The sequence below is a fragment of the Bacillus sp. SRB3LM genome, from assembly GCF_015712745.1.
Taxonomy (GTDB): Bacteria; Bacillota; Bacilli; order Bacillales; family Bacillaceae_G; genus Bacillus_A; species Bacillus_A thuringiensis_K.
Genome location: NZ_VWVQ01000039.1, coordinates 14,066 through 38,955, shown reverse-complemented (window position 1 = coordinate 38,955; position 24,890 = coordinate 14,066). Strand labels below are relative to the sequence as shown.

Genomic DNA, 24,890 nt, shown 5'->3' with positions numbered 1-24,890 from the left:
CCGCAACCAAATGGTCCCGTGGTGTAGTGGTTAACATGCCTGCCTGTCACGCAGGAGATCGCCGGTTCGACCCCGGTCGGGACCGCCATTTTAATAAGGCTCGGTAGCTCAGTCGGTAGAGCAGAGGACTGAAAATCCTCGTGTCGGCGGTTCGATTCCGTCCCGAGCCACCATTTATTTTAATAAAATACGCCGGCTTAGCTCAATTGGTAGAGCAACTGACTTGTAATCAGTAGGTTGGGGGTTCAAGTCCTCTAGCCGGCACCATGTAAGTTTCGGAGGGGTAGCGAAGTGGCTAAACGCGGCGGACTGTAAATCCGCTCCTTCGGGTTCGGCAGTTCGAATCTGCCCCCCTCCACCATTTACATAGGGGCATAGTTTAAAGGTAGAACTGAGGTCTCCAAAACCTCCAGTGTGGGTTCGATTCCTACTGCCCCTGCCAAATATATTTACACAACATGGCGGTTGTGGCGAAGTGGTTAACGCACCGGATTGTGGCTCCGGCATTCGTGGGTTCGATTCCCATCAGTCGCCCCATTTTTATTTTAAAAATTACAAATAATCTAATGGATACTTACATATAATTAAGTAAGAATTCGATGGGCTATAGCCAAGCGGTAAGGCAACGGACTTTGACTCCGTCATGCGCTGGTTCGAATCCAGCTAGCCCAGCCATTTTTGCGGAAGTAGTTCAGTGGTAGAATACAACCTTGCCAAGGTTGGGGTCGCGGGTTCGAATCCCGTCTTCCGCTCCAATAAAATTTAATATGGCGGCATAGCCAAGTGGTAAGGCAGAGGTCTGCAAAACCTTTATCACCGGTTCAAATCCGGTTGCCGCCTTTTCTTTTGTGCCGATGTGGCGGAATTGGCAGACGCGCACGACTCAAAATCGTGTTCCTTCGGGAGTGTCGGTTCGACCCCGACCATCGGTATCATGAACGGCGTAAAAAAGCTCTATACTATTAGTATAGAGCTTTTTTGTTTTCTTTTCATTACATGACAAAATAAGCAGAAAAAGTATTGTATATACAATATTTCTTTCGAGTACTCTAGAGAGAATTTCTCCACCCCGGTGACATGAAGTTAAATCCGATACCACCAGTAGATATTAGTACATTATCAACGGTTAAGTTTGTAATCTCTAAAAACTTCTTTTCAAACTTTTCTCTGTTGTACTTATACATAGTTGAGTGGCACGACCACATGTGCGTTGAAGTACTTAACCAGTCCCCTAAATCTTTTAATTCAGGGAACGACTCAAATTGAATTGGTTCATCTAATTTCATGAATCTCACTTGATAGATAGTTGGGTTTAACTTTTCTTCTATCCCTTTAAGACTATGTGCTTTTTTCTCATTTGAATGTGTCATAATTCTCCCTCTCTCTTTTCTTTAAATTTTTCCCTATTTTTATTATACAGCAATAGAAAGTAATTATGGGAATATTATGGAAATAGGTGTCAGCAATATAAAAAGACTCTAACAGAAATGTTAGAGTCTTTTTGTTAAATTATACTATGTGCTTCTAAAATTCGTAATAAACGTAGGAATTCATGTATAATATAACTTGTCGAAAGAACAAAATGATAGTGATTTATATTATGTCTATAATATGAATCAAAAATGAACTTTTTATATTTCTTTTAAAAATGTGTTGAACACACATTATATTTCATATTAATATTTTTATGTAGATTTAAAACGGGAAAGAGAGTGGAAAGTATGGGCCGTAAATGGAACAATATTAAAGACAAAAAAGCATCAAAAGATGCAAATACAAGCCGTATATACGCGAAATTTGGGCGTGAAATTTATGTGGCAGCAAAACAAGGCGAGCCAGATCCAGAATCAAACCAAGCGCTAAGAGTTGTATTAGAGCGTGCGAAAACATACAATGTTCCAAGAACAATTATTGATCGTGCAGTTGAAAAAGCAAAAGGCGGTTCAGAAGAAAATTATGACGAGCTTCGTTATGAAGGATTCGGACCAAATGGAGCTATGGTTATTGTAGATACACTTACAAATAACGTAAACCGTACTGCAGCAGATGTACGAGCTGCATTTAGCAAAAACAGTGGTAATATGGGTGTGAACGGTTCTGTAGCTTACATGTTTGATGCGACAGCTGTTATCGGCCTTGAAGGTAAAACATCAGATGAAGTTCTTGAAATTTTAATGGAAGCAGATGTAGATGCACGTGATATTCTAGAAGAAGAAGATTCTGTTATCGTGTATGCTGAACCAGATCAATTCCATGCAGTACAATCTGCACTTAAAGGTGCTGGCGTTGAGGAGTTTACAGTTGCAGAATTAACAATGCTTGCACAAAGTGATGTAACACTTCCTGAAGATGCTCAAGCACAATTTGAGAAAATGGTTGATGCATTAGAAGATTTGGAAGATGTTCAACAAGTTTATCACAACGTAGACTTAGGAGAGTAATACGATAGATGACCCTTTTCGCTTAGCGGATAGGGTCTTTTTTTATGAAGTTAATTAAGGTGATGAAGTATTAAAGGTATTTTGTTGTAGGTAGTGAATATGATTATAGGGATATATATAATATTCATTATCTCTAGGAGGCTTAATATGGAACATAAGACACCAAAGCATATAGTTGCTGTAGCAGGTTATTTAACAAATGAAAAAAATGAAGTGTTATTAACAAAAGTGCACTGGCGAGCTGATACATGGGAGTTGCCAGGAGGACAGGTAGAAGAAGGCGAAGCGCTCGATCAAGCTGTCTGTAGGGAAATAAAAGAGGAAACAGGGCTAACGGTGAAGCCTATCGGAATTACAGGGGTTTATTATAATACCTCTATGCATATTCTAGCTGTTGTTTTTAAAGTAGCATATATAAGTGGTGAAATAAAAACTCAACCTGAAGAGATACAAGAGGCTAAATTTGTTGATTTAAATGAAGAGAACATAGATGAGTATATAACGCGTCCTCATATGAAATCCAGAACGCTTGATGCAATGAGAGCAACACATTTTATTCCGTATGAAACGTGGGAAGTACAGCCGTATAATTTAATAGGAAGATTGTAAAGAAAAGAGTAGCCGATTTGAGATACATTCGAATCACTGCTCTTTTTTGTATACTGTTCAAGAAAAAGGTCAAAATAATAATAGCACTAGTATTGATTTGCAGAACGTTTGTTCTGTATAATGAATCTATATGTTATATACATTTAGATTACTAGATAGTCAAAAGTATATATATTGGTAGATGATATAATTAAAGTGTAAAGTGAAAATATAATAGTCTTAAGGGTTTCTCTTTTATTGGTTATTCGTGCTTTAACATAACCTATATTCAATATTTCAGATGAATAGTAGATAAAAAAATACTGTGATACAATACTTTTTTATCCCACTATTTGCTGGGCAGTAAGCCTGATTGATGAGGGCTCATTAAAGTTCCACTTTATACCTTACAATGATGTAAGGTACGTGTAAGAGAAATCGATGGGATATTTTTTTACAACAATGTATTCTTAAAGTAAGAGTTATATGCTGTGTGGAAAAGAGGTGTTCAAGATGAAAGAACGAGTATTATCTAGGGTGAACTATCATCAAAAAGTTGCATTAAATCCAATGACTAAACTTTTTTATAAAGCCATTATAATATTATTATTGTTAAGTTGTACGTTATTATTCATTGGAAATGTAATGATTGAGAAAAGTGATATTAGTAAATTACATGTACCGGCTAAGTTAGAGGTGCCAGAATCATTAACACATGCATTTATTGCGACAGAAGATAAAAGATTTTATCATCATAACGGTTTAGATTATATAGCAATTATTAGAGCCTCAGTTGAGAATATAAAGGCTGGTGGTGTCGTGCAAGGAGGAAGCACGATTACACAACAGCTATCTAAAAATGCCTTTTTAACAAATGAACGTACATTTTCTCGTAAGTGGAAAGAGATTTTTTATACGAAAAAAATTGAACGCACATTTACGAAGGATGAAATTTTAAAATTATATGTAAGTAATATTTATTATGGAGAAGGAGCGTGGGGAATTGAAAAAGCAGCAAACCTTTACTTCGGTAAAAAGGTGAACCAATTAACGTTGGCTGAAAGTGCAATGATGGCTGCTGTAGTAAAAGCACCTGCTTATTACTCACCTGCCCAAAACTATGATAAAGCAGTAGAGAGACGAAATGTCGTTTTGAGACTAATGGAGAAAGAAGGCTATATAAGCCATGATGAGTATGTTCAAGCAGTTAGTGAGAAATTAGTAATTCGTCATGATATAAAAATAGAGCAGTCGATGTTAAATAGCGCGCGTAAAAAAGCAGTAAGTTAAGAGAAGTTCCTACAGAGGAGCTTCTTTTTTTGAATAAATTGTGACAAATCGTGACACAATATCGTCACAATTATTGTGTTTTTGTAATTTATGTGAGCGTGTTCATTGCGTGACGTATATAAGTGTTGATATTATGTGTATTGTGTACAATGCTGTATACAGAATATGAATTTAAAGAGGAATGTATATGAAATCAAATAAACTCATGGCTCTTGGTATAGTTTTTTCTATCGCAGTATTGATTGTAATTGGAACAATTGCGTATAGCATCATAAATGACAAAAAAGATAAAGGGAATGAGATGTTTGCTTATTCTACGCAACAATCTTTAGGGAAAGATGATGCTCCAGTTAAGGTAGTTGAATTTGGAGACTTTAAATGTCCTGCTTGTCGTACTTGGGATGTAACAGTATTACCTCGATTAAAAGAAGAGTATATTGATAAAGGCAAAGTGCAGTTATATTTTATTAACTTCCCATTTATCGGAAAAGACTCGGATTTAGGTGCAGCAGCTGGTGAAGCAATTTATAAACAAGATAAAGATTCATTCTGGATTTTCTATGATGAGATTTATCAAAATCAAAAGAAAGATACGGAAGAATGGATTACAGAAGATTTGCTTCTTAGCATTGTGAAAGAGAAACTTCCAAAAGTTGATGTAGAGCAATTTAAGAAAGATTTACACAGTAAAGACATTAAAGAAAAAGTACGTAAAGATTCAGATCGTGCTCAAAAATTAAAAGTTCAAGGTGCTCCTTCTGTATATGTAAACGGAAATCTTGCAAACCCTGATTTCGATAGTATGAAGAAGGCAATTGATAAAGAATTGAAAAAGTGATGAGGTCTCTCATCACTTTTTCGACTTTTTTCGATAAAATTCTTGCCTCTACTTTTTTTACATGCTATACTACTTTACATAAGTTATTCTAATATCTTATATGTAATTCATATTTGCGGGTGTAGTTTAGTGGTAAAACAAGAGCCTTCCAAGCTCTGGTCGAGAGTTCGATTCTCTTCACCCGCTCCAAATTTTATTAAATGTTTTTCTATAAATTGTGATCAACGCAGTGTTTCGTTTCCGAGATAAACGAGGCATTGCGTTTTTTAATGTTTGAAAAACCTAATTACATGCGAAAATAGAAGTAAATAATAGTATTCCAAAAGTGAATTACTAACCAATAGAGTCGTTACATAAGGGATGGATTCATCTGAGGAGGCGATTAAGAGTGGATTTTGAACAATTAAAGCAAGATGTAATTGCGTATAGTAAAACAATTGGCATAGATAAAATAGGCTTTGCGAGTGCTTCTCCTTTTGAGGAATTAAAGCAGCGCTTAATCCAGCAACAACAATTAAATTATCAATCTGGATTTGAAGAGCCTGATATAGAGAAGAGAACGAATCCGCAACTGTTATTACCGGGTGCTAAATCAATTATTGCGATTGCTTTAGCATATCCTTCAAAATTAAAAAATGCACCATTAAGTAAGCGTGGAGAACGCCGTGGGATTTTTTGTCGTGCTTCTTGGGGACAAGATTATCATCTTGTTTTACGAGATCGTTTGCAAAAATTAGAAGCATATTTAATTGAAAAACTTCCGGATATAGAAGTGAAGTCCATGGTTGATACAGGTGAATTAAGTGATCGAGCTGTATCAGAGCGTGCAGGCATTGGATGGAGCGGTAAAAACTGCTCTATTATTACACCTGAATTTGGTTCGTACGTATACTTAGGGGAAATGATTACAAATGTTCCATTCCCGCCAGATAAGCCGATAGAAGATCAATGCGGGGGCTGTACGAAATGTATCGATATTTGTCCTACCGGTGCTTTAATACAGGGGGGACAGTTAGATTCGAAGAAGTGCATTGCGTTTTTAACACAGACGAAAGGATTCCTACCTGAAGAATATCGCGATAAAATAGGAAATCGTATATATGGATGTGATACGTGTCAGACTGTTTGCCCGAAAAACAAAGGAATGGATTTTCATAATCATCCTGAGATGGAGCCGAATCCTGAGCTAGTTAAACCATTATTAACGCCACTTTTAACAATTAGTAATCGTGATTTTAAAGAGAAATATGGGATTATGTCAGGGTCATGGAGAGGGAAAAAGCCACTGCAAAGAAATGCGATTTTAGCATTAGCACATTTTAAAGAAACATCGGCAATTCCTGATTTAATTGGTGTTATGAAAGATGACCCAAGACCAGTACTACGCGGAACGGCAGCATGGGCACTTGGGAAAATTGGCGGAGATGGAGTAGGCGAAGCGATTGAGAAAGCGATGGAACGTGAGAAAGATGAAGAAGTGCTTCATGAAATGAATCGCGGGCTTGAATTGTTAGCACAGAAAAAAGAGTAGATAATATTTCCCTTTTTCATATTGTAATATGGGAGGGAGACAGAATGGTTGTAAAAACGAAGATTGAAAACCAAGTACAACAATTTTTAGCATATATAACGGAGAAAAGAACGAATGTGGATGGTATTGCTGAGGATTTACTACAAATGGCACTGAGAAAGAAACAATTGTTTCAAAGACGTAGTGCACATATAGTGAAAGCAACTGCGGATGTTTCTTTCATTAGGCAATTAAATAGTAATGACCATCAAGAAATTGATTATCAAATACATTTTAAATATTTAATTAAGCATAAAGAATTATTTTATATTGAAGAGGAACAATTAAAACGAAGAGTTTGTTTAAATAATAGTCGGATTATAGGCGATTATGCTATTGAAGTGTCAGAAGAAATTAGAATGGGTGAGACATTAGAAAGGGAAATTACGAAAGAGAAGTACGGTTCTTATCAGTATAATCGTTTAGAGGCAGTGAAATATGCAGAGCGTTGGTGGGATGACCGAAATCCTATGTATCGTAATTTCCCTGATAATTGTACGAATTTCATTTCTCAATGTCTTCATACTGGAGAAGTACCTATGAGCGGATATCCTAATATTCGTAAAGGATGGTGGCAAAGGGAGAATCAGTGGAGCTGGAGCTGGGCTGTTGCACATTCTTTTTATTGGTATTTGTCAGGTGCTACAACAGGACTTCGAGCAGAGGCGGTAGAGAGGCCAGAAGAACTTATTCTTGGAGATGTCATTGCTTATGATTTCGAGGATGACGGAAGATGGAATCATACGACGATTGTAGTAGCAAAAGATGCAGATGGTATGCCGCTTGTAAATGCACATTCAGCGAATAGCCGTCGACGTTATTGGAACTATGAAGACTCTAGTAAATATACACCACAAATGAAATATAAGTTCTTTCATATTATTAATGGGTAGAGATTTTTCGCTCAAGTGGTATAATACGTAGTAGACAAAAAACAGAGGTGAATATCGCGTGGGAGTACATGTTGTTTTATATCAGCCAGAAATTCCAGCAAATACAGGGAATATTGCTCGTACTTGTGCAGCAACTGGAACAGAATTACATTTGATTAGACCGCTTGGATTTTCAACGGATGATAAAATGTTAAAGCGTGCAGGATTAGATTATTGGCAGCACGTAAAAATTACGTACTATGATTCAATTGAAGAATTTTATGAAAAAAATAAAGACGGTGAATTCTTCTATTTAACAAAGTATGGCGAGAAAGCTCATACAGCGTTTGACTATAGCAAGCGCGAGAAGGATTACTATTTTGTATTTGGAAGAGAAACAAACGGCTTACCAGCTAATGTAATCGAAGAAAACTTTGATCATTGTTTACGTATTCCAATGACAGATAAAGTACGTTCATTAAATTTATCTAATACAGCAGCAATTTTAATTTATGAAGCGTTCCGTCAACAAAATTACCCTGGATTAGATTTAGAAATCGTTTATTAAAAGTCGCCATATGGCGACTTTTTTTTATAAAATAAAAATAATATATAATCATACATTTAAAAGAGGGGACATAATCATATAGAATGGGATATATGATTAAAAATAGATAAGACGGGTTGAGATAAATATGAAGGAAGAATATAGTAATCAAAATACCTTTTTAAGTATGATAGATATGGATTTAATTAGACAAGGATTATTACATGCTATTCAAGATTTAGTATTCATATTGAAAGTTATTGATAATGAAACGTTTCAATATATGTATGTGAATAAAATAGGAATGGATTATGCTAGGTTAAGCGAAGAGTGCTATGGAAAAACCTTTGCAGAAGTATTACCAAAAGATATAGCGGGGATATTGCAAAGGCAATATGCAAAAGTAGTGAGAGAAGCGAAAGCACACACCTTTTGTGATGTAGTCAATTTACCAAAAGGTGAGATACATTATGAATCTTCACTTAATCCTGTCTGCGACGAAGAAGGAATATGTCAATTTGTTATTTGTATTACAAGAGATATTACAGCTCAAATTGAGGAGAAGACAGAGATAGAGGAAAAACAAATGTTATTTAAGTCGTTACTGGAATATAATAATGACTCAATTATATCTATAGATTCTATAGGGAGAGTTACATATGCAAATCCGGCAACGTATGAAATATTTGGATACCGGTATGAGGAATTAAATAATAAATTTATTTTTGAATTCATTAATAAAGAATATGAAAAAGATTTTCAAATTATATTTAAGGGATCGATGCAAGGAAAAGCAAAACAAATTGTTTCAAAGAAATATGTTCATAAAGAAGGGTACGAGCTATATATTTCTTTGAGAACTATCCCGATTATTGTGAACGGTGAAATTGTTGGGATTTATATTGTTACGAGAGATGTTACAAGGCAAGTATTAAACGAAATGCGAACAGAATATTTAGCTTACTATGACCAGTTAACGGGATTAATGAATAGAATTTCATGTACAAATAAGTTAAATACTTTTTTAAATGAGAGTGTAAATTTTGCACTTGTATTTATAGATTTAGATGAGTTTCATCGTATTAATGATACATTTGGTCATAAAGAGGGAGATAAAGTATTACAAAAAGTTACAGAATGTTTAAGCAATCTAAAAATAGAAGATATGCACTTATTTAGAGAACACGATGATCAATTTGTTATGTTGATAGAAAATATAACGAAAGAATATGTAGAGGAAGTTGCAAAAAGCATACTGAAAAATATTAGTGAATATTTTGTAATCGAAGAAGAAGATGTATATTTAAGTGCATCAATTGGAATTGTAATGGCTCCAGCAGATGGAGAAGATGAAAAAATACTATTTCAGAGGGTCGATGCTGCTTTAGAAAAAGCAAAAGAAAAAGGAAAAGGACATTATCATTTTTATTGTAGTGGATTAGACTGTGAGCGTGAACAAAGGTTTATAATAGAAAACCAGTTACATCGTGCTATAGAAAAAAATGAATTTTTCTTATATTATCAGCCACAAATTAATATTGAAACGAAAAAAATAGCTAGTATGGAAGCTTTAATAAGGTGGGATAATAAGGAATTAGGATTTGTTTCTCCAAACCAATTTATTCCGTTGGCAGAAAGAACAGGATTTATTATTAAGCTCGATGAATGGGTAGTAAATCAAGTGTGTCAGCAACTGCGCGAATGGTTAAATAAAGGATATGAAGTGGTCCCAATTGCGGTTAATATTTCAGCTAGACACTTTCGTTCTATTACATTAATAGAGATGATTACACGGGCTTTAAATAAGTACAATGTATCAGCTCATTTATTAGCGATAGAGGTTACAGAAGGAGCTCTTATACATAAAGATATATCAAAGAGAGTGTTACTACAATTAAAAGAACAAAATTTAAAGATTCATTTAGATGATTTTGGAACAGGCTATTCATCTTTAAGTTATTTAAAAACATATCCAATTGATACTTTAAAAATTGATCGTTCTTTTATGGAAGGTATACATATAGATGAACGTGATACGAATATTACAGCTGCAATTATTCATTTAGCTCATACTTTAGAATTAAATGTAATTGCAGAAGGAGTAGAAAAAAAGGAGCAAATACAGTTTTTGAAAGAAAAGAATGTGAAGCTTGTACAAGGCTATTATTATAGCCGACCACTATCCAAATATGATATGGAAAATATGTATTATAAATAAAAAATGATGTGCTAAAAGCACATCATTTTTTATGTGTACCTGGTTTGTCATTGTAACCGGATGTAAAAATAGCTGTAAGAAATGTGAGTGATACACCTAAAATTAATAATAATTTCATACTAATATCCTCCTTACTTTTTTCGGTTCATGAGTTTTATTTATTACCCAAAATGTATGTAAGGTTCTTAGAAGAAAAGAATTTATTTATAATGAATAGCAGTGTAAAAATGTTAATACCTATATTATACAGAATTTTCTTTGAATTTTGGAGAGAATTTTAGTGTGCTATTATATATTTCGTTTTGATTTAAAGAATGTTTAAGGACATCCTAGCATACCTTTTATAATAATCCGATTGAACAAGGAGATGGGGGAGGAGCTATAATGGATATTCTAAAAAAGATTGAACAGCATCGAGCAGCAGAAGAACGTTTACAATGGGAAGGTACGTTTGCGGAGTATTTGGAGCTTGTGAAAGAAAGACCATGGGTGGCTCAAACAGCACACTCTCGCATTTACAATATGATAAAAGATGCTGGAATTGAAGAAGTTGATGGTAGAAGAAAGTATAACTTCTTTAGTAATCAGCTCTTTGGATTAGAGGATGCTCTAGAACGTCTTGTAGAGGAATATTTTCATCCATCTGCAAAACGATTAGATGTTAGAAAAAGAATTTTATTATTAATGGGTCCTGTTAGTGGAGGGAAATCAACGTTAGTTACAATGTTGAAACGAGGATTAGAAACATATTCAAGAACAGATCGCGGAGCAATTTTTGCAATTAAAGGATGCCCAATGCACGAGGATCCACTGCATTTAATTCCACATCATTTACGAGATGATTTCTTTGATGAGTATGGGGTTAGAATTGAAGGGAATTTATCACCACTAAATGTCATGCGTTTAGAGCAAGAATACGGATCAAGAATTGAGGATGTAGTTGTAGAGCGTATTTTCTTCTCGGAAGATCGCCGTACAGGGATTGGTACATTTAGCCCGTCTGATCCAAAATCACAGGATATTGCAGATTTAACAGGTAGTCTGGACTTTTCTACGATTGCAGAATATGGTTCAGAATCAGATCCGCGTGCGTATCGATTTGATGGAGAATTAAATAAGGCAAACCGAGGAATGATGGAGTTCCAAGAGATGTTAAAATGCGATGAGAAGTTTTTATGGCACTTATTATCACTTACGCAAGAAGGGAATTTCAAAGCGGGAAGATTTGCGCTTATTTCAGCAGATGAATTAATTGTAGCACATACGAATGAAACAGAGTATCGCTCATTTATAGCAAATAAGAAAAATGAAGCATTGCATTCAAGAATTATTGTAATGCCAGTTCCTTATAATTTACGGGTAAGTGAAGAAGAACATATTTATGAAAAAATGATTCGTGAAAGTGATGTATCGAATGTTCACATTGCACCACACACACTTCGCGTTGCAGCAATGTTCACTATTTTAACTCGTTTAAAAGATCCGAAGCGTCCGGATATTGATTTAATTAAAAAGATGCGTTTGTATGATGGAGAAACGGTAGAAGGTTATAATGCGATTGATGTAGAAGAATTACAACGCGAATATCAAGATGAAGGTATGAAGGGTATTGATCCTCGTTATGTCATTAACCGAATTTCGTCTACAATCATTCGAAAAGAGGTACCATCTATTAACGCGTTAGATGTACTTAGATCTTTAAAAGATGGGCTAGATCAGCATCCATCCATTAGTAATGAAGACCGTGAACGTTACATGAATTTCATCTCATTAGCGAGAAAAGAATACGATGAAATCGCGAAGAAAGAAGTACAAAAAGCGTTTGTTTATTCATATGAAGAATCAGCTAAGACGCTTATGGATAATTACTTAGATAACGTCGAGGCGTACTGCAATAAATCGAAATTACGTGATCCGTTAACAGGAGAAGAAATGAGTCCAGATGAAAAATTAATGCGCTCAATTGAAGAGCAAATTGGAATTTCAGAAAATGCTAAGAAAGCGTTCCGTGAAGAGATTTTAATTCGCATTTCTGCTTATGCCCGTAAAGGAAAACGCTTTGATTATAATTCACATGAACGTCTTCGTGAAGCGATTCAGAAAAAACTATTTGCTGATTTAAAAGATATAGTGAAAATTACAACATCAACGAAAACGCCGGACGAAAATCAGCTTAAGAAAATCAATGATGTTGTTGCGCGTTTAATTGATGAGCATGGCTATAATTCTTCTTCAGCAAATGAATTACTACGCTATGTAGGTAGCTTGTTAAACAGATAGTTTGATAACAAAACGCTGTCTCTTGTATTTTGCGGGACAGCGTTTTATTATCCGTTCATATGTGTATAAAGTGTCATACCTTGTCCAAATGTAATAAATTAAGATGCAATTTTATGAATTTATTGTCAATTATTTTTACAATATGCATATGATAGAGTAACCAACCATTCATACGAAAAAAGCCAACACAATACAATATGTTGCAAAGTAAAAATATGTGCAACAATGCATTGTGTTTCTTTCTTATCAGTGGCTGAATATTTCTTTCTATTATGTGAGTGGCAAAATTTTGTTTAGGATGCTCGGGGTATTGTATGAAAAACGTTATAAATGTTTATGGGATGATTTTCTGTGGGCAGTTACCTTTCAAACATTCTAGCTTGCACATTACAGAACAAAATTTATAGATTGCTGTTCATACAGGAAGACAATTACAGTAAGGAGGGAAAGGAATGGGCGAAGAAAATCAACCAAATTATACGATTTCACAGGAAAACTGGTCCCTCCATCGCAAAGGATATGACGACCAACAGCGCCATCAAGAAAAAGTACAAGAGGCAATTAAAAATAATTTACCCGATCTTGTAACAGAAGAAAGTATAGTTATGTCTAATGGCAAGGATGTTGTAAAAATACCAATTCGTTCTCTAGATGAATATAAGATTAGATACAATTATGATAAAAATAAACATGTTGGGCAAGGAAACGGTGACAGCAAAGTTGGTGATGTCGTTGCGAGGGATGGATCAGGTGGTCAAAAACAAAAAGGGCCAGGAAAAGGGCAAGGAGCAGGAGATGCAGCTGGGGAAGATTACTATGAAGCTGAAGTCTCTATTTTAGAATTAGAGCAAGCGTTTTTCAGAGAGTTAGAACTGCCTAATTTAAAGAGAAAAGAAATGGATGAAAACCGGATTGAACATGTTGAATTTAATGACATTAGAAAAACAGGATTATGGGGAAATATCGATAAGAAACGAACAATGATATCGGCATATAAACGAAATGCAATGAGTGGTAAAGCATCTTTTCATCCGATTCACCAAGAAGACTTAAAGTTCCGCACTTGGAATGAAGTATTAAAGCCAGATTCAAAAGCTGTTGTATTAGCGATGATGGATACGAGTGGATCGATGGGAATATGGGAGAAATATATGGCACGTAGCTTCTTTTTCTGGATGACGCGATTTCTAAGAACGAAGTATGAAACAGTAGATATTGAATTTATTGCCCATCATACGGAGGCAAAAGTAGTTCCAGAGGAAGAGTTTTTCTCAAAAGGAGAAAGTGGCGGAACGATATGTTCTTCTGTATACAAAAAAGCACTCGAGCTAATCGATAATAAATATTCACCAGACCGCTATAATATTTATCCATTCCATTTTTCAGACGGTGATAATTTAACATCAGATAATGCTAGATGTGTAAAGCTTGTTGAAGAGCTAATGAAGAAGTGTAATATGTTTGGGTATGGGGAAGTGAACCAGTATAACCGCCACAGTACACTCATGTCAGCCTATAAAAATATTAAAGATGAAAATTTTAGATACTATATTTTAAAGCAGAAAGCAGACGTATTTCATGCGATGAAAAGCTTTTTTAGAGAAGAATCAGGTGAGAAAATGGCATAACCTCTTTTAAAGAGGTTCTTTTTTTTGTAAACTTTTTATTTCTCTAGTTGACAATGATAATGAAAATCATTATCATTGTCAACTAGAGAAATGATTACATTTCGAATTATATATTTCGGAGGAGATGTAAAGTTGAAACAAAATAAAAGAAAACGTATAAATGCAATGATTATAGCGGCGGCGTTATCACTTCCGTTTGCTGTATATTCGACACCTGCTTTAGCAGCAGTAGCAATTGAGGCGAATAAAACGGGACAAGGTTTAGAAGATGGTACATATGATGCTGTTATTAAAGCTTATAAAGATAAAACGAATGAAGAGTCTATGGCAGCTGTTTATATAAAGGATCCGAAATTAACAATTGAGAATGGAAAGAAAATTGTAACAGCAACGTTAAGTGATAGTGATTTCTTTCAATACTTGAAAACAGAGGATATTCATACTCCAGGTGTGTTTCATGATGTGAAAGTAATATCAGAAGATAAAAAGAAAAATGGAACGAAAGTGATTCAGTTTGAAGTAGGGGAATTAGGAAAAAGGTATAATATGCGAATGCATATTTATATTCCAACGATGGCCTATGACAATAAGTACCAAGTACAGTTTGAAGTAAATACATTGAATTTAGATAAAGATGTTCCAGAAGCACAAAAGGAAAATAAAGAGGATAAAGTGGATCAACAAGATGCGAATGTAATAGTAGATAAGCAATTACAAAGGCATATTAATAAATATAACTTGAATAGAGAGAATCTAGATAATCCAATAACTAAGGAAGATTTATTAAAAGTTAAATCCTTAATAGTCGTTGAAGCTAAAAATAAAGGAATACAAGACGTAAGTGGTCTAGAATATATGACGAACTTAGAAAACTTAACGTTGGAAGAAGTTAAGTTAAAAAATATAAAATTTATCTCGAACTTGAGACAATTGAAATCATTAAGTATAACCTATGGTGAACTTGAAGATATTGGACCTTTGGCTAAGTTAGAGCATATTGAGTTTTTAACTTTGAGAAACAATAAAATCTCAGATTTAAGCCCATTAAGCCAAATGAAGAAGATTAAAATGCTAGATTTAAATAGTAATTATATAAAAGATATTAAACCATTATTTACAGTGAAATCTTTAAGGACTTTGACTGTGGCAAATAATCAAATTAGTAATGATAACCTTGCTGGAATTGAGCAATTGAAAAATGTAAAAAACTTATCTTTAAGTAACAATGGACTTACGAATATTGAACATATTACATCAATGAAAAAATTAGTAGAGTTAGATCTTGCTAAAAATGAATTAGAAAACATCGAACCTTTATCAAGATTATCTACTGTACAATCACTTAATTTAGAAGAAAACTATATTTCAGATATAACGCCACTTAGTCACTTAACAGACTTATATGATTTAAAGCTAGGTTCAAATGAAATTCGTGATGTTAGACCTGTTCAAGAGCTAGGAAAAAGAATATATATCGATATTCAAAGACAAAAAATCTTTTTAGATAATGTAGAAAAAGATAAGGAAGTTAAAATACCTATCTATAATTTACAAGGAGAGCCACTTGATACTATTCAATTGAAGAGTGAAGATGGGCTCGTTAATAATGGTTCTGTTAAATGGGGGACTACCGGTGAAAAAACATATGAATTTATGTTGGATATAAATCCAGAAGAGAATCGTATTAAGTTTAATGGAACAGTAATTCAAAATGTTGTTGAAAGATTAGACGAAATCAAGGAAACAATAAAAGAGAATAATGAACAAAAGGAAAATGTAATTCTCGATAAAAATTTACAACAACATATTAATAAAGAGAATTTAGGTAGAGAGAATTTAAACGCTCCTATAACAAAAGAAGATTTATTACAGATTAAAACAGTAGAGATACTTAAAGAAAAAGGAAAAGAGATAAAAGATATAACAGGTTTAGAGTACATGACGAATTTAGAAAAACTCACTATAGAAGGAGTAGGCCTAAAAAATATAGAGTTTATCTCAAACTTGAAACAATTGAACGATGTAAATGTATCTCATAATCAAATTGAAGATATAACACCACTATCTTCATTGGAAAATTTACAGTGGTTAAATCTTACAGATAATCGTATTAAAGATGTAACGGTTCTTGGATCAATGCTAGACTTACTTAGTTTAAAATTAGCTGAAAATGAGATTCGTGATGTAAGGCCATTAATACAATTAGGTCAGTGGATAACAATTGATGTTAGAAGGCAAAAGGTCATTTTGGATGATGCAGAAATAAATAAAGAAGTGAAAATTTCTGTATATGATTTAGAGGGAGAGCCAATTGAAAAGATTACACTAAAGAGTGAAGGGGGAACGCTTACTGATGAGGGAATCATTTGGCGTACTTTAGGAGAAAAAATATATGAATTTGATTTAGATGCAGATCATTATGAGACTGGCATATTATATAGTGGCATTGTAATGCAGAATATAGTAGAAAAATTAATACCAAAAGAAGAAGTGAAAGAACCGGTAAAAGAAGTTGAAGAAACAAAAGAAGAAGTGAAAGAGCCGGTAAAAGAAGTTGAAGAAATAAAAGAAGAAGTGAAGGAACCGGTAAAAGAAGTTGAAGGATCGAAAGAAGAAGTGAAAGAACCGGCAAAAGAAGTTGAAGAGCCAAAAGAAGAAGTGGACGAGCTAACAACAGGAGTTGAAGAGTCGAAAGCGGAGGGGAAAGAAACAGGAAAAGAAATTGAAGGTTCAAAAGAAGCAGTAAATCCATCCGAAGTAGTCCAAGAACAAAACATGAATCATCAAGTTGTGAAAGAAAATAAACCAGTTGCTAATAAACAGGAAGAAAGTAAGAAATCATTAGGAGCAACAGGTGGACAAGCGAATACATCAAAGTTACTTTCAGGCGTAGCATCAGTTCTTTCAGCACTGAGTATGTTTGTATTTAGAAAGAGATTATTTAAGAAATAAATAACGTATTATCTTATTATATTGTAAAATAATTGTATAAGTTTTTGAGAAGACATTATCATGGCAGTTTCATTTTGAAATAGGCTTATGATAATGTCTTTTTTAAGGGGGATATAAATGGAAAAGGTGTCGGAGAGCAGTTATTACAAGTTGCAATTCAGTATATTTTCTCCTTCCAAGGGATGAGAGAGATAGTACTATGTTTGAATACGAATAATGCTCGTCTGATGAAATTGTGCAAGAAAGTAGATTTTGAGGAAAAAGCATGTTTACAACACTATATAATAGAGTGAAAAACCCATTCATATGAAAATGATATTTCATATGAATGGGTTTTATTACGGATTTAGAAGTGATTTGAGGCGCCAATCGTTACATAACCTTTTTTATTTTTTTCGGCATTTCTTTCGTTTGCAAATTAACATCTTCTTTTCGTAGCTCTTTAAAGAGTGAAGTAACCATAAGAACGACTACAATAGAAAATGGTAGCGCAGCAATTATAGCTGCGATTTGTAGTGCATTTAATCCTCCAGCTTGTAATAAAATAGCGGCAATTATCGCGATTGTTAATCCCCATATAAGTTTTAAACTATTTTTCGGTGATAAACTTCCGTTACTCGTTTGCATGGAAACAACAAATGTTGCTGAATCGGCAGAAGTAACGAAAAATGTGGCTACTAAAATTAACCCAATAATCGTTAAAAATGTAGAGAATGGTAGATGTGAAATAACAGCAAATAATCCAATCTCTGTACCATTTTTTGCAATTTCATCAGCTATTCCAAGCGATTGGAACATTTCCATATGGATTGCGGTACCACCAAATACTGCAAACCAAAATGTACAGATAAGAGTCGGGACTAATACAACTCCAAAAATAAATTCTTTTATTGTGCGCCCTTTAGAAATACGAGCGATGAATGTACCGACGAATGGAGACCAAGAAATCCACCATCCCCAATAGAAAATAGTCCAGTTTTCAATCCAAGAAGAAGATTTTTCATTAAATGCTCCTAAATTTAATCCCATACTAGGCAAAGCTCCAATATAAGAACCGAGTGTAGATGTGAAATATTTCATAATAAATACGGTTGGCCCTAAAAATAAAAAGGAGACGAGTAAAATACCTGCAAGAGAGAAATTTAAGTTACTCAAATATTTAATCCCACGATCTAAGCCAGTTTGTGCACTCGTTAAATATAAAACGGCGAAGATGGCGATAAGTACGAGCTGTGTAAGTAAAGTGTTATGAATAGAAGGGAATAAATAGCTTAATCCTCCAGCAATTTGTTGAGCACCAATCCCAACAGATGGTACAATGCCAAATACTGTGGCTAAAACAGCTAAAATATCGACTGTTTTTCCGATACGAGAATTTTTCGATCGATTAAATAATGGAGTAACTGTAGCCCCGATAGTGCTACCTTTTTGTTTGCGGAATGTGAAATATGCAATTGTTAAAGCAACCATTGCGTATAGTGACCATGGAAAGAGACCCCAGTGGAAAAATGAATATTGCATAGCGAGTTTGGCACTTTCCTCTGTCCCCGCTTTTCCTGTTAATGGATCTGTAAAATGTGAAATCGGTTCAGCGATTCCATAAAAGAGGAGTCCAATCCCCATTCCTGCTCCAAACAACATGGATAGCCAAGATGGATAATTATATTTTGGCTTTTCTCCATCTTTACCAAGACGAATAGAACCGTACTTAGAAAATGCTAAATAAGCAGCCAAAATAATCATTGTAGTCATAAGTAGAGAGTAAAACCACCCAAATTTATTGAGGATAAATGAGTTTAAAGAAGATGTAACACTTTGTAAATCGTAGCCTTGTATCCAACTTGCTGGGGTAATTCCCCATATAATGAATAATGTTGTTAGCAAGAAGGAGATATAAAATACACTGTTTTCTTTTTTTATCATAGAATCCCACCCTTATTTAATAAAGTTAACAATTATAATAATCATAACAATTAAGTTTTTAATTGTCAAAAAATTCCCTTTTTATAATGTGAAAGGATGCAATTTGTTTTAGGGAGGTAAAGAGCAATGTGTTCACGATATGTACAAATTATAGGAAGAAATAATATGAAATATTGCATTTTATATTGTTACATCCAGATTTTATGTTAAATTCTTGAATGGAATATTAAAATAGGGGGCAAGGATATGAACAAGAAATCAAAGGTCAATAAAGTGATGCTTAGCATTAGTACAATGGCTTTATCGTTAGGCGCACTTCAAACTCATGCAGCAGCGGAAGAAAAAGTACCGTATAACGTGTTGAAAACGAAACCGGTTGGAATTGAAAAGTCGGTAGATGAAGTTGGACATATTTCAAAAGTTGATGAAACTTTATCATTTCAAGAACGTTTAAAAGTAGGAGATTTTTCACAGCGACCAGCATCTATTACGAAGAAAACTGCAGTAAAGCAAGTTAAAGAAAGCTATTCAATGGCTGATTTAAACAAAATGAATGATCAAGAATTAGTTGAAACGTTAGGCAGTATTAAGTGGCACCAAATTACAGACTTATTCCAGTTTAATGAAGATGCAAAGGCTTTTTATAAAGATAAAGGAAAAATGCAAGTCATTATAGATGAATTAGCTCATAGAGGTAGTACATTTACGAAAGATGATTCAAAAGGAATTCAAACGTTTACTGAAGTGCTGCGTTCAGCTTTTTATCTTGCATTTTATAATAGTGAATTAAGCGACTTAAATGAAAGAAGCTTCCAGGATAAATGTTTACCTGCTTTAAAAGCAATCGCAAACAATCCAAACTTTAAGCTTGGTACAGTTGAACAAGATACAGTCGTATCTGCATACGGTAAATTAATTAGTAATGCTTCAAGCGATGTTGAAACGGTTCAATACGCATCGAATATTTTAAAGCAATACAATGATAATTATACTACTTATGTAAATGATCGAATGAAGGGACAAGCAATATACGATATCATGCAAGGTATTGACTATGATATACAGTCGTACTTAACTGAAGCTCGTAAAGAAGCGAATGAAACGATGTGGTATGGAAAAGTAGATGGGTTTATTAATGAAATAAATCGTATTGCTCTTCTAAATGAAGTAACGCCAGAAAATAAATGGCTTGTTAATAATGGCATTTATTTTGCTAGCCGTTTAGGGAAGTTTCATAGCAATCCAAATAAAGGATTAGAGGTTGTTACACAAGCAATGCATATGTACCCGCGCTTAAGTGAACCTTATTTTGTTGCGGTAGAACAAATTACAACAAATTATAATGGTAAAGATTATAGCGGGAATACAGTAGATTTAGAGAAAATACGTAAAGAAGGAAAAGAGCAATACCTACCAAAAACGTATACATTCGACGATGGATCAATTGTGTTCAAAACAGGAGATAAAGTATCAGAAGAAAAAATTAAGAGACTATATTGGGCTGCAAAGGAAGTAAAGGCACAGTACCACCGTGTAATTGGAAATGACAAAGCGTTAGAGCCAGGAAATGCGGATGATGTATTGACGATCGTAATTTATAATAGTCCAGATGAATATCAATTAAATAGACAATTGTATGGATATGAAACAAACAACGGTGGAATTTATATTGAAGAGACAGGTACATTCTTTACATATGAGCGTACACCAGAGCAAAGTATTTATAGTTTAGAAGAGTTATTCCGTCATGAATTTACTCATTATCTGCAAGGGAGATATGAAGTTCCTGGTTTATTTGGAAGAGGAGATATGTATCAAAATGAAAGGCTAACTTGGTTCCAGGAAGGAAATGCAGAGTTTTTCGCAGGATCTACTCGTACGAATAACGTTGTACCAAGAAAGAGTATAATTAGCGGATTATCATCTGATCCTGCAAGCCGTTATACAGCAGAGCGTACACTATTTGCTAAATACGGTTCTTGGGATTTCTATAATTACTCGTTTGCATTGCAGTCTTACTTATATACGCATCAGTTTGAAACATTTGATAAAATTCAAGATTTGATTCGTGCGAATGACGTGAAAAATTATGATGCATATCGTGAAAATCTAAGTAAAGATTCTAAGTTAAATAGAGAGTATCAAGAGTATATGCAGCAGTTAATTGATAATCAAGATAAATATAATGTACCGGAAGTAGCAGATGATTATTTAGCTGAACATGCACCGAAATCGTTAACTGAAGTGAAAAAAGAAATTAGTGATACGTTGCCTATGAAAGATGCAAAAATGACAAAACATAGCTCTCAATTCTTTAATACATTTACACTAGAAGGCACATTTACAGGTAATGTAACAAAAGGTGAGTCAGAAGATTGGAAAGCAATGAGTAAAAGAGTAAATGAATCTTTAGAACAATTGGCGCAAAAAGAATGGAGTGGCTACAAAACTGTTACAGCATACTTCGTCAATTATCGTGTGAATAGTTCAAATGAATTTGAATATGATGTAGTCTTCCATGGAATCGCAAAAGATGATGGAGAAAATAAAGCTCCAACGGTTAATATAAATGGCCCTTATAGCGGTCTTGTAAAAGAGGGAATTCAATTTAAAAGTGATGACTCAAACGATGAAGATGGAAAAATTGTTTCTTATTTATGGGAATTTGGAGATGGAAGCACAAGTGCAGAAGTGAATCCAGTACATGTATATGAAAGAGAAGGTTCTTATAAAGTATCGTTAAGAGTAAAAGATGATAAAGGCAAAGAGAGCAGAAGCGAAACAACTGTTACGATTAAAGATGGAAGTTTAACAGAATCAGAACCAAATAATCGTCCAGAAGAAGCAAATCGTATCGGGCTAAATAGTACGATAAAAGGCAGTCTTATTGGCGGGGACCACACTGATGTTTATACATTTAATGTAGCATCAGCGAAAGATATCGACATTTCTGTTTTAAATGAGTATGGAATTGGGATGACATGGGTACTTCACCATGAATCAGATATGCAAAATTATGCAGCTTACGGTCAAGCCAATGGGAATCATATAGAAGCGAAATTTAATGCAAAACCAGGCAAGTATTACTTGTATGTATATAAATATGATAATGGCGATGGAACGTACTCATTATCAGTAAAGTGAAACTTTAATCATTCATCCCCCAATGATTATTAGCCCACACCAATCGGGCTCTTACGGGCAGTTATCTCCCGTCTAACTGCTTTGAATTCATCGGAGGGAAGTCTTACTGCTCACAAATAGCGGGGAAAATAAGCACTTTTCCAATGTATGTTTAACTTTACTTTTTGTGGGAAATAGTATATTATATAGATATATAATATATCGGTTATTTTCTAGGAGGAGCCTGTCACAATAGGTTTCTCCTGTTCTTTTTTAGAGGCCTGTCTTACAGGTTTTTCTTTAAAAGATAAATAACTGAAAATTAAGAACTATAATCTTTGAAAGAGGTGGGGCATACACATAACAAAAAAGGGATTGTTTAAGAGAGGGGGATAAGAAATGGTTTTATTTGGTTATCCACTTGAAACAATTTATTTATACGGATTTATTATTGCTACTATACTCACTGTGATTTATATCTTTTTTGGAGATATATTTGAATCCATATTTAGTTTTGGGGGCGGATCGGTATCCGTTGTTACTTTATTACTTAGTTTTTTCGCCATGTTATGTGGGCTTAGTTATATAGGAGAATATTTATTTTCCTTTAATAGCATTCTTATTTTCGGGGCTGCATGTGCTATATCCTTTATTGGTGTTTTCATCATGAAAATACTAATTTTAAAACCGATTGCAGAAGCAGAACAAAATACCGTACAACGTATGGATGAATTTATCGGTTGCAAAGGAGAAGTCATTACGACAATTCCTACAGAAGGATTTGGTGAAGTATTAATTTCATCCCAATTTGGAAGTAATGCAATCCCAGCTAAAACAGTTGGGAAAAAAGATATTTCGCAAGGAACAGAGGTTATTATCGAGGGAGTCCAAGATGGTGTTTTACTTGTACAAAACATCGCTTATTCTTTAAAGAAACCAAAATTATAAGGGGGAATTTACATGACGATTCCATTAATTATCGGTGGAGTTTTACTGGCAATTTTAATTCTACTCATTTTAGTATTCATTACGAAGTATCGTACGGTTGGTCCAGATGAAGCGTTAATTGTTACAGGGAACTGGCTTGGTGGAGGAAAGAATGTTGTTACCACTGATGATGGAAAGAAGATTAAGATTATCCGCGGGGGCGGTACTTTCGTAGTTCCAATTATGCAAAGAGCAGAACCTTTAAGCCTATTAAACTACAAATTAGAAGTTGGTACACGCGATACGTATACGAAGCAAGGTGTTCCAGTTACAGTAAATGGTGTTTCTATTATTAAAGTAGGTTCTACAATTGAAGAAGTATCTACTGCAGCTGAGCAATATTTAGGAAAAGAAACGGAAGAGTTAAAAGTAGAAGCAAAAGAGGTTTTAGAAGGTCACTTACGTGCAATCTTATCTTCTATGACAGTAGAAGATGCGTATAGTAATAGAGAGCAATTTGCTCAAAAGGTACATGAAGTAGCTTCTACAGATTTAAAGAAGATGGGACTTCGCATTGTTTCTTTCACAATTAAAGAAATAATGGATAAAAACGGATACTTAGATGCGCTTGGTCAGCCGCAAATTGCTACCGTTAAGCGTGATGCAACAATTGCGAACGCAGAGCGTGAAAAAGAAGCACGTATTGAAAAAGCACGTGCTGAAAAAGAGGCAAAAGAAGCAGAATATCAACGTGATGCACAAATCGCTGAAGCTGAAAAACATAAAGAATTAAAAGTACAGTCCTATAAGAGGGAACAAGAGCAAGCACGTGCAGATGCGGATCTTTCTTACGAATTACAACAAGCGAAAGCACAACAAGGTGTTACAGAAGAGCAAATGCGCGTTAAAATCATTGAGCGTGAAAAGCAAATCGAGTTAGAAGAAAAAGAGATTGCGCGTCGTGAAAAGCAATACGATGCAGAAGTTAAGAAAAAAGCAGATGCAGATCGCTATGCTGTTGAGCAATCAGCGGAAGCAGAAAAAGTAAAACAAATTAAAAAGGCAGATGCGGATCAATATAAGATTGAAGCTGAAGCGAGAGCTCGTGCGGAAGAAGTACGTGTAGAAGGTTTAGCGAAGGCGGAAATCGAAAAAGCGCAAGGTCAAGCAAAAGCGGAAGTACAAAAAGCACAAGGTACGGCGGAAGCAGATGTTATTAGATTAAAAGGTTTAGCAGAAGCAGAAGCGAAACAAAAAATTGCCGAAGCATTTGAATTATATGGTCAAGCAGCAATTATGGATATGGTTCTTAAAATGCTTCCAAGTTATGCGAAGGAAGTTGCAAGTCCGCTTAGTAACATTGATAAAATCACAGTTGTCGATACAGGCGGCGGTGGTAAAAATAGCGGGGCCGGAAAAGTTGCAGGTTATGCGACTGATTTAATGGCAACGATGCAAGAAACGTTAAAAGCTTCTTCTGGAATTGACTTAAAAGAGCTATTAGAAGGATTTGCAGGAAAAGGAGCGGTACAACAATTGTCAAGCGATAAACCTGTTGTATCTGTAGTAGAAGATGAGAAAAAAGAAGTAGAAAAAGATAAAGAATAGTAAGGTGGAAAGAACCTCTAGTAAGTGAAATACTAGAGGTTCTTCCATGAATTATAATATTTCGAATAATATACATTTTTATACA

16 protein-coding genes, 11 tRNA genes and 1 pseudogene are annotated in these 24,890 nt (G+C 34.5%); 26 read left to right on the top strand and 2 right to left on the bottom strand.

Annotated elements, in window-relative coordinates:
• The first annotated feature begins 12 nt into the window (after positions 1-12).
• The 10 genes from F3I02_RS17610 to F3I02_RS17565 all read left to right on the top strand — a co-directional run bounded on the left by F3I02_RS17610 (position 13) and on the right by F3I02_RS17565 (position 932).
• A tRNA-Asp gene (locus F3I02_RS17610) sits at positions 13-88 on the top strand.
• Between the two features lie 9 nt (positions 89-97).
• A tRNA-Phe gene (locus tag F3I02_RS17605) sits at positions 98-173 on the top strand.
• A gap of 18 nt (positions 174-191) precedes the next feature.
• Positions 192-267, top strand: a tRNA-Thr gene (locus tag F3I02_RS17600).
• A 10-nt stretch (positions 268-277) separates the two neighbouring features.
• Positions 278-361: transfer RNA gene (locus F3I02_RS17595), tRNA-Tyr, on the top strand.
• A gap of 7 nt (positions 362-368) precedes the next feature.
• Positions 369-442, top strand: a tRNA-Trp gene (locus F3I02_RS17590).
• A gap of 19 nt (positions 443-461) precedes the next feature.
• Positions 462-537 (top strand) — tRNA-His (locus F3I02_RS17585).
• A gap of 63 nt (positions 538-600) precedes the next feature.
• Positions 601-675: transfer RNA gene (locus tag F3I02_RS17580), tRNA-Gln, on the top strand.
• 5 nt (positions 676-680) lie between these two features.
• A tRNA-Gly gene (locus F3I02_RS17575) sits at positions 681-755 on the top strand.
• A 14-nt stretch (positions 756-769) separates the two neighbouring features.
• Positions 770-840, top strand: a tRNA-Cys gene (locus F3I02_RS17570).
• A 10-nt stretch (positions 841-850) separates the two neighbouring features.
• Positions 851-932 (top strand) — tRNA-Leu (locus F3I02_RS17565).
• Positions 933-1,049: 117 nt separating this feature from the next.
• On the opposite strand, the gene F3I02_RS17560 is transcribed toward F3I02_RS17565, so the two are convergent.
• The gene (locus tag F3I02_RS17560) at positions 1,050-1,370 is read right to left on the bottom strand and encodes a DUF3884 family protein (protein WP_196478252.1); all 321 of its coding nucleotides are present in this window, start codon (positions 1,368-1,370) and stop codon (positions 1,050-1,052) included.
• Between the two features lie 351 nt (positions 1,371-1,721).
• On the opposite strand from F3I02_RS17560, the gene F3I02_RS17555 reads away from it, so the two are divergent.
• From F3I02_RS17555 to F3I02_RS17495, 13 genes and pseudogenes are all read left to right on the top strand, one after another.
• Positions 1,722-2,441, top strand: coding sequence for a YebC/PmpR family DNA-binding transcriptional regulator (locus tag F3I02_RS17555; RefSeq protein WP_000532952.1), 720 nt, complete (start codon positions 1,722-1,724; stop codon positions 2,439-2,441).
• 147 nt (positions 2,442-2,588) lie between these two features.
• Complete coding sequence (locus F3I02_RS17550) at positions 2,589-3,050, top strand: NUDIX hydrolase (protein ID WP_000400456.1); 462 nt, start codon at positions 2,589-2,591, stop codon at positions 3,048-3,050.
• A 492-nt stretch (positions 3,051-3,542) separates the two neighbouring features.
• Positions 3,543-4,319 (top strand): transglycosylase domain-containing protein, encoded by a 777-nt coding sequence (locus F3I02_RS17545; RefSeq protein ID WP_153582759.1) that lies wholly within the window; start codon positions 3,543-3,545, stop codon positions 4,317-4,319.
• Positions 4,320-4,506: 187 nt separating this feature from the next.
• Entirely contained in the window at positions 4,507-5,157 is a 651-nt protein-coding gene (locus tag F3I02_RS17540) for a DsbA family protein (RefSeq protein WP_000841306.1), read from the top strand.
• 115 nt (positions 5,158-5,272) lie between these two features.
• Positions 5,273-5,346 (top strand) — tRNA-Gly (locus F3I02_RS17535).
• A 199-nt stretch (positions 5,347-5,545) separates the two neighbouring features.
• A complete protein-coding gene (gene queG / locus F3I02_RS17530) occupies positions 5,546-6,688 on the top strand; it encodes a tRNA epoxyqueuosine(34) reductase QueG (RefSeq protein ID WP_144608322.1) in 1,143 nt (380 codons plus the stop codon).
• A gap of 44 nt (positions 6,689-6,732) precedes the next feature.
• Positions 6,733-7,620 carry an amidase domain-containing protein gene (locus F3I02_RS17525; protein WP_000260592.1) on the top strand — a complete coding sequence of 296 codons (888 nt, stop codon included), beginning with the start codon at positions 6,733-6,735 and terminating at the stop codon, positions 7,618-7,620.
• Between the two features lie 58 nt (positions 7,621-7,678).
• Complete coding sequence (gene trmL / locus F3I02_RS17520) at positions 7,679-8,167, top strand: tRNA (uridine(34)/cytosine(34)/5-carboxymethylaminomethyluridine(34)-2'-O)-methyltransferase TrmL (RefSeq protein ID WP_000538147.1); 489 nt, start codon at positions 7,679-7,681, stop codon at positions 8,165-8,167.
• Between the two features lie 127 nt (positions 8,168-8,294).
• Entirely contained in the window at positions 8,295-10,364 is a 2,070-nt protein-coding gene (locus F3I02_RS17515; RefSeq protein ID WP_196478251.1) for a sensor domain-containing protein, read from the top strand.
• 384 nt (positions 10,365-10,748) lie between these two features.
• On the top strand, positions 10,749-12,644 hold the full coding sequence (locus tag F3I02_RS17510; RefSeq protein WP_000353273.1) for a PrkA family serine protein kinase: 1,896 nt from the start codon (positions 10,749-10,751) through the stop codon (positions 12,642-12,644).
• A gap of 452 nt (positions 12,645-13,096) precedes the next feature.
• The gene (gene yhbH, locus F3I02_RS17505) at positions 13,097-14,272 is read left to right on the top strand and encodes a sporulation protein YhbH (protein WP_000503518.1); all 1,176 of its coding nucleotides are present in this window, start codon (positions 13,097-13,099) and stop codon (positions 14,270-14,272) included.
• A gap of 132 nt (positions 14,273-14,404) precedes the next feature.
• Positions 14,405-17,224: an NEAT domain-containing protein gene (locus tag F3I02_RS17500; RefSeq protein ID WP_196478250.1), complete on the top strand. Its 2,820-nt coding sequence runs from the start codon at positions 14,405-14,407 to the stop codon at positions 17,222-17,224.
• A gap of 122 nt (positions 17,225-17,346) precedes the next feature.
• Positions 17,347-17,517: pseudogene (locus tag F3I02_RS17495) on the top strand (N-acetyltransferase); the annotation flags it as partial.
• Between the two features lie 79 nt (positions 17,518-17,596).
• Here F3I02_RS17495 and opuD read toward each other — a convergent pair.
• Complete coding sequence (opuD, locus tag F3I02_RS17490) at positions 17,597-19,147, bottom strand: glycine betaine transporter OpuD (protein ID WP_196478249.1); 1,551 nt, start codon at positions 19,145-19,147, stop codon at positions 17,597-17,599.
• Between the two features lie 246 nt (positions 19,148-19,393).
• Between opuD and colA the strand changes: the two genes are divergently transcribed.
• From colA to F3I02_RS17475, 3 genes are all read left to right on the top strand, one after another.
• Positions 19,394-22,291: a collagenase ColA gene (colA, locus tag F3I02_RS17485; protein ID WP_196478248.1), complete on the top strand. Its 2,898-nt coding sequence runs from the start codon at positions 19,394-19,396 to the stop codon at positions 22,289-22,291.
• 378 nt (positions 22,292-22,669) lie between these two features.
• Positions 22,670-23,218: an NfeD family protein gene (locus tag F3I02_RS17480; RefSeq protein WP_016083604.1), complete on the top strand. Its 549-nt coding sequence runs from the start codon at positions 22,670-22,672 to the stop codon at positions 23,216-23,218.
• Positions 23,219-23,230: 12 nt separating this feature from the next.
• Positions 23,231-24,805, top strand: a complete 1,575-nt coding sequence (locus F3I02_RS17475; RefSeq protein ID WP_000155019.1) for a flotillin lipid rafts scaffold protein FloT — start codon at positions 23,231-23,233, stop codon at positions 24,803-24,805.
• Positions 24,806-24,890: the final 85 nt, after the last annotated feature.

What these genes read in the sequence shown, in the direction of transcription:
- F3I02_RS17550 (WP_000400456.1), top strand. Translation starts at nt 2,589, where the DNA reads ATGGAACATAAGACACCAAAGCATATAGTTGCTGTAGCAGGTTATTTA.
- F3I02_RS17540 (WP_000841306.1), top strand. Translation starts at nt 4,507, where the DNA reads ATGAAATCAAATAAACTCATGGCTCTTGGTATAGTTTTTTCTATCGCA.
- opuD (WP_196478249.1), bottom strand. Translation starts at nt 19,147, where the DNA reads ATGATAAAAAAAGAAAACAGTGTATTTTATATCTCCTTCTTGCTAACA.
- F3I02_RS17555 (WP_000532952.1), top strand. Translation starts at nt 1,722, where the DNA reads ATGGGCCGTAAATGGAACAATATTAAAGACAAAAAAGCATCAAAAGAT.
- F3I02_RS17515 (WP_196478251.1), top strand. Translation starts at nt 8,295, where the DNA reads ATGAAGGAAGAATATAGTAATCAAAATACCTTTTTAAGTATGATAGAT.
- yhbH (WP_000503518.1), top strand. Translation starts at nt 13,097, where the DNA reads ATGGGCGAAGAAAATCAACCAAATTATACGATTTCACAGGAAAACTGG.
- F3I02_RS17525 (WP_000260592.1), top strand. Translation starts at nt 6,733, where the DNA reads ATGGTTGTAAAAACGAAGATTGAAAACCAAGTACAACAATTTTTAGCA.
- F3I02_RS17545 (WP_153582759.1), top strand. Translation starts at nt 3,543, where the DNA reads ATGAAAGAACGAGTATTATCTAGGGTGAACTATCATCAAAAAGTTGCA.
- F3I02_RS17510 (WP_000353273.1), top strand. Translation starts at nt 10,749, where the DNA reads ATGGATATTCTAAAAAAGATTGAACAGCATCGAGCAGCAGAAGAACGT.
- colA (WP_196478248.1), top strand. Translation starts at nt 19,394, where the DNA reads ATGAACAAGAAATCAAAGGTCAATAAAGTGATGCTTAGCATTAGTACA.
- F3I02_RS17560 (WP_196478252.1), bottom strand. Translation starts at nt 1,370, where the DNA reads ATGACACATTCAAATGAGAAAAAAGCACATAGTCTTAAAGGGATAGAA.
- F3I02_RS17475 (WP_000155019.1), top strand. Translation starts at nt 23,231, where the DNA reads ATGACGATTCCATTAATTATCGGTGGAGTTTTACTGGCAATTTTAATT.
- F3I02_RS17480 (WP_016083604.1), top strand. Translation starts at nt 22,670, where the DNA reads ATGGTTTTATTTGGTTATCCACTTGAAACAATTTATTTATACGGATTT.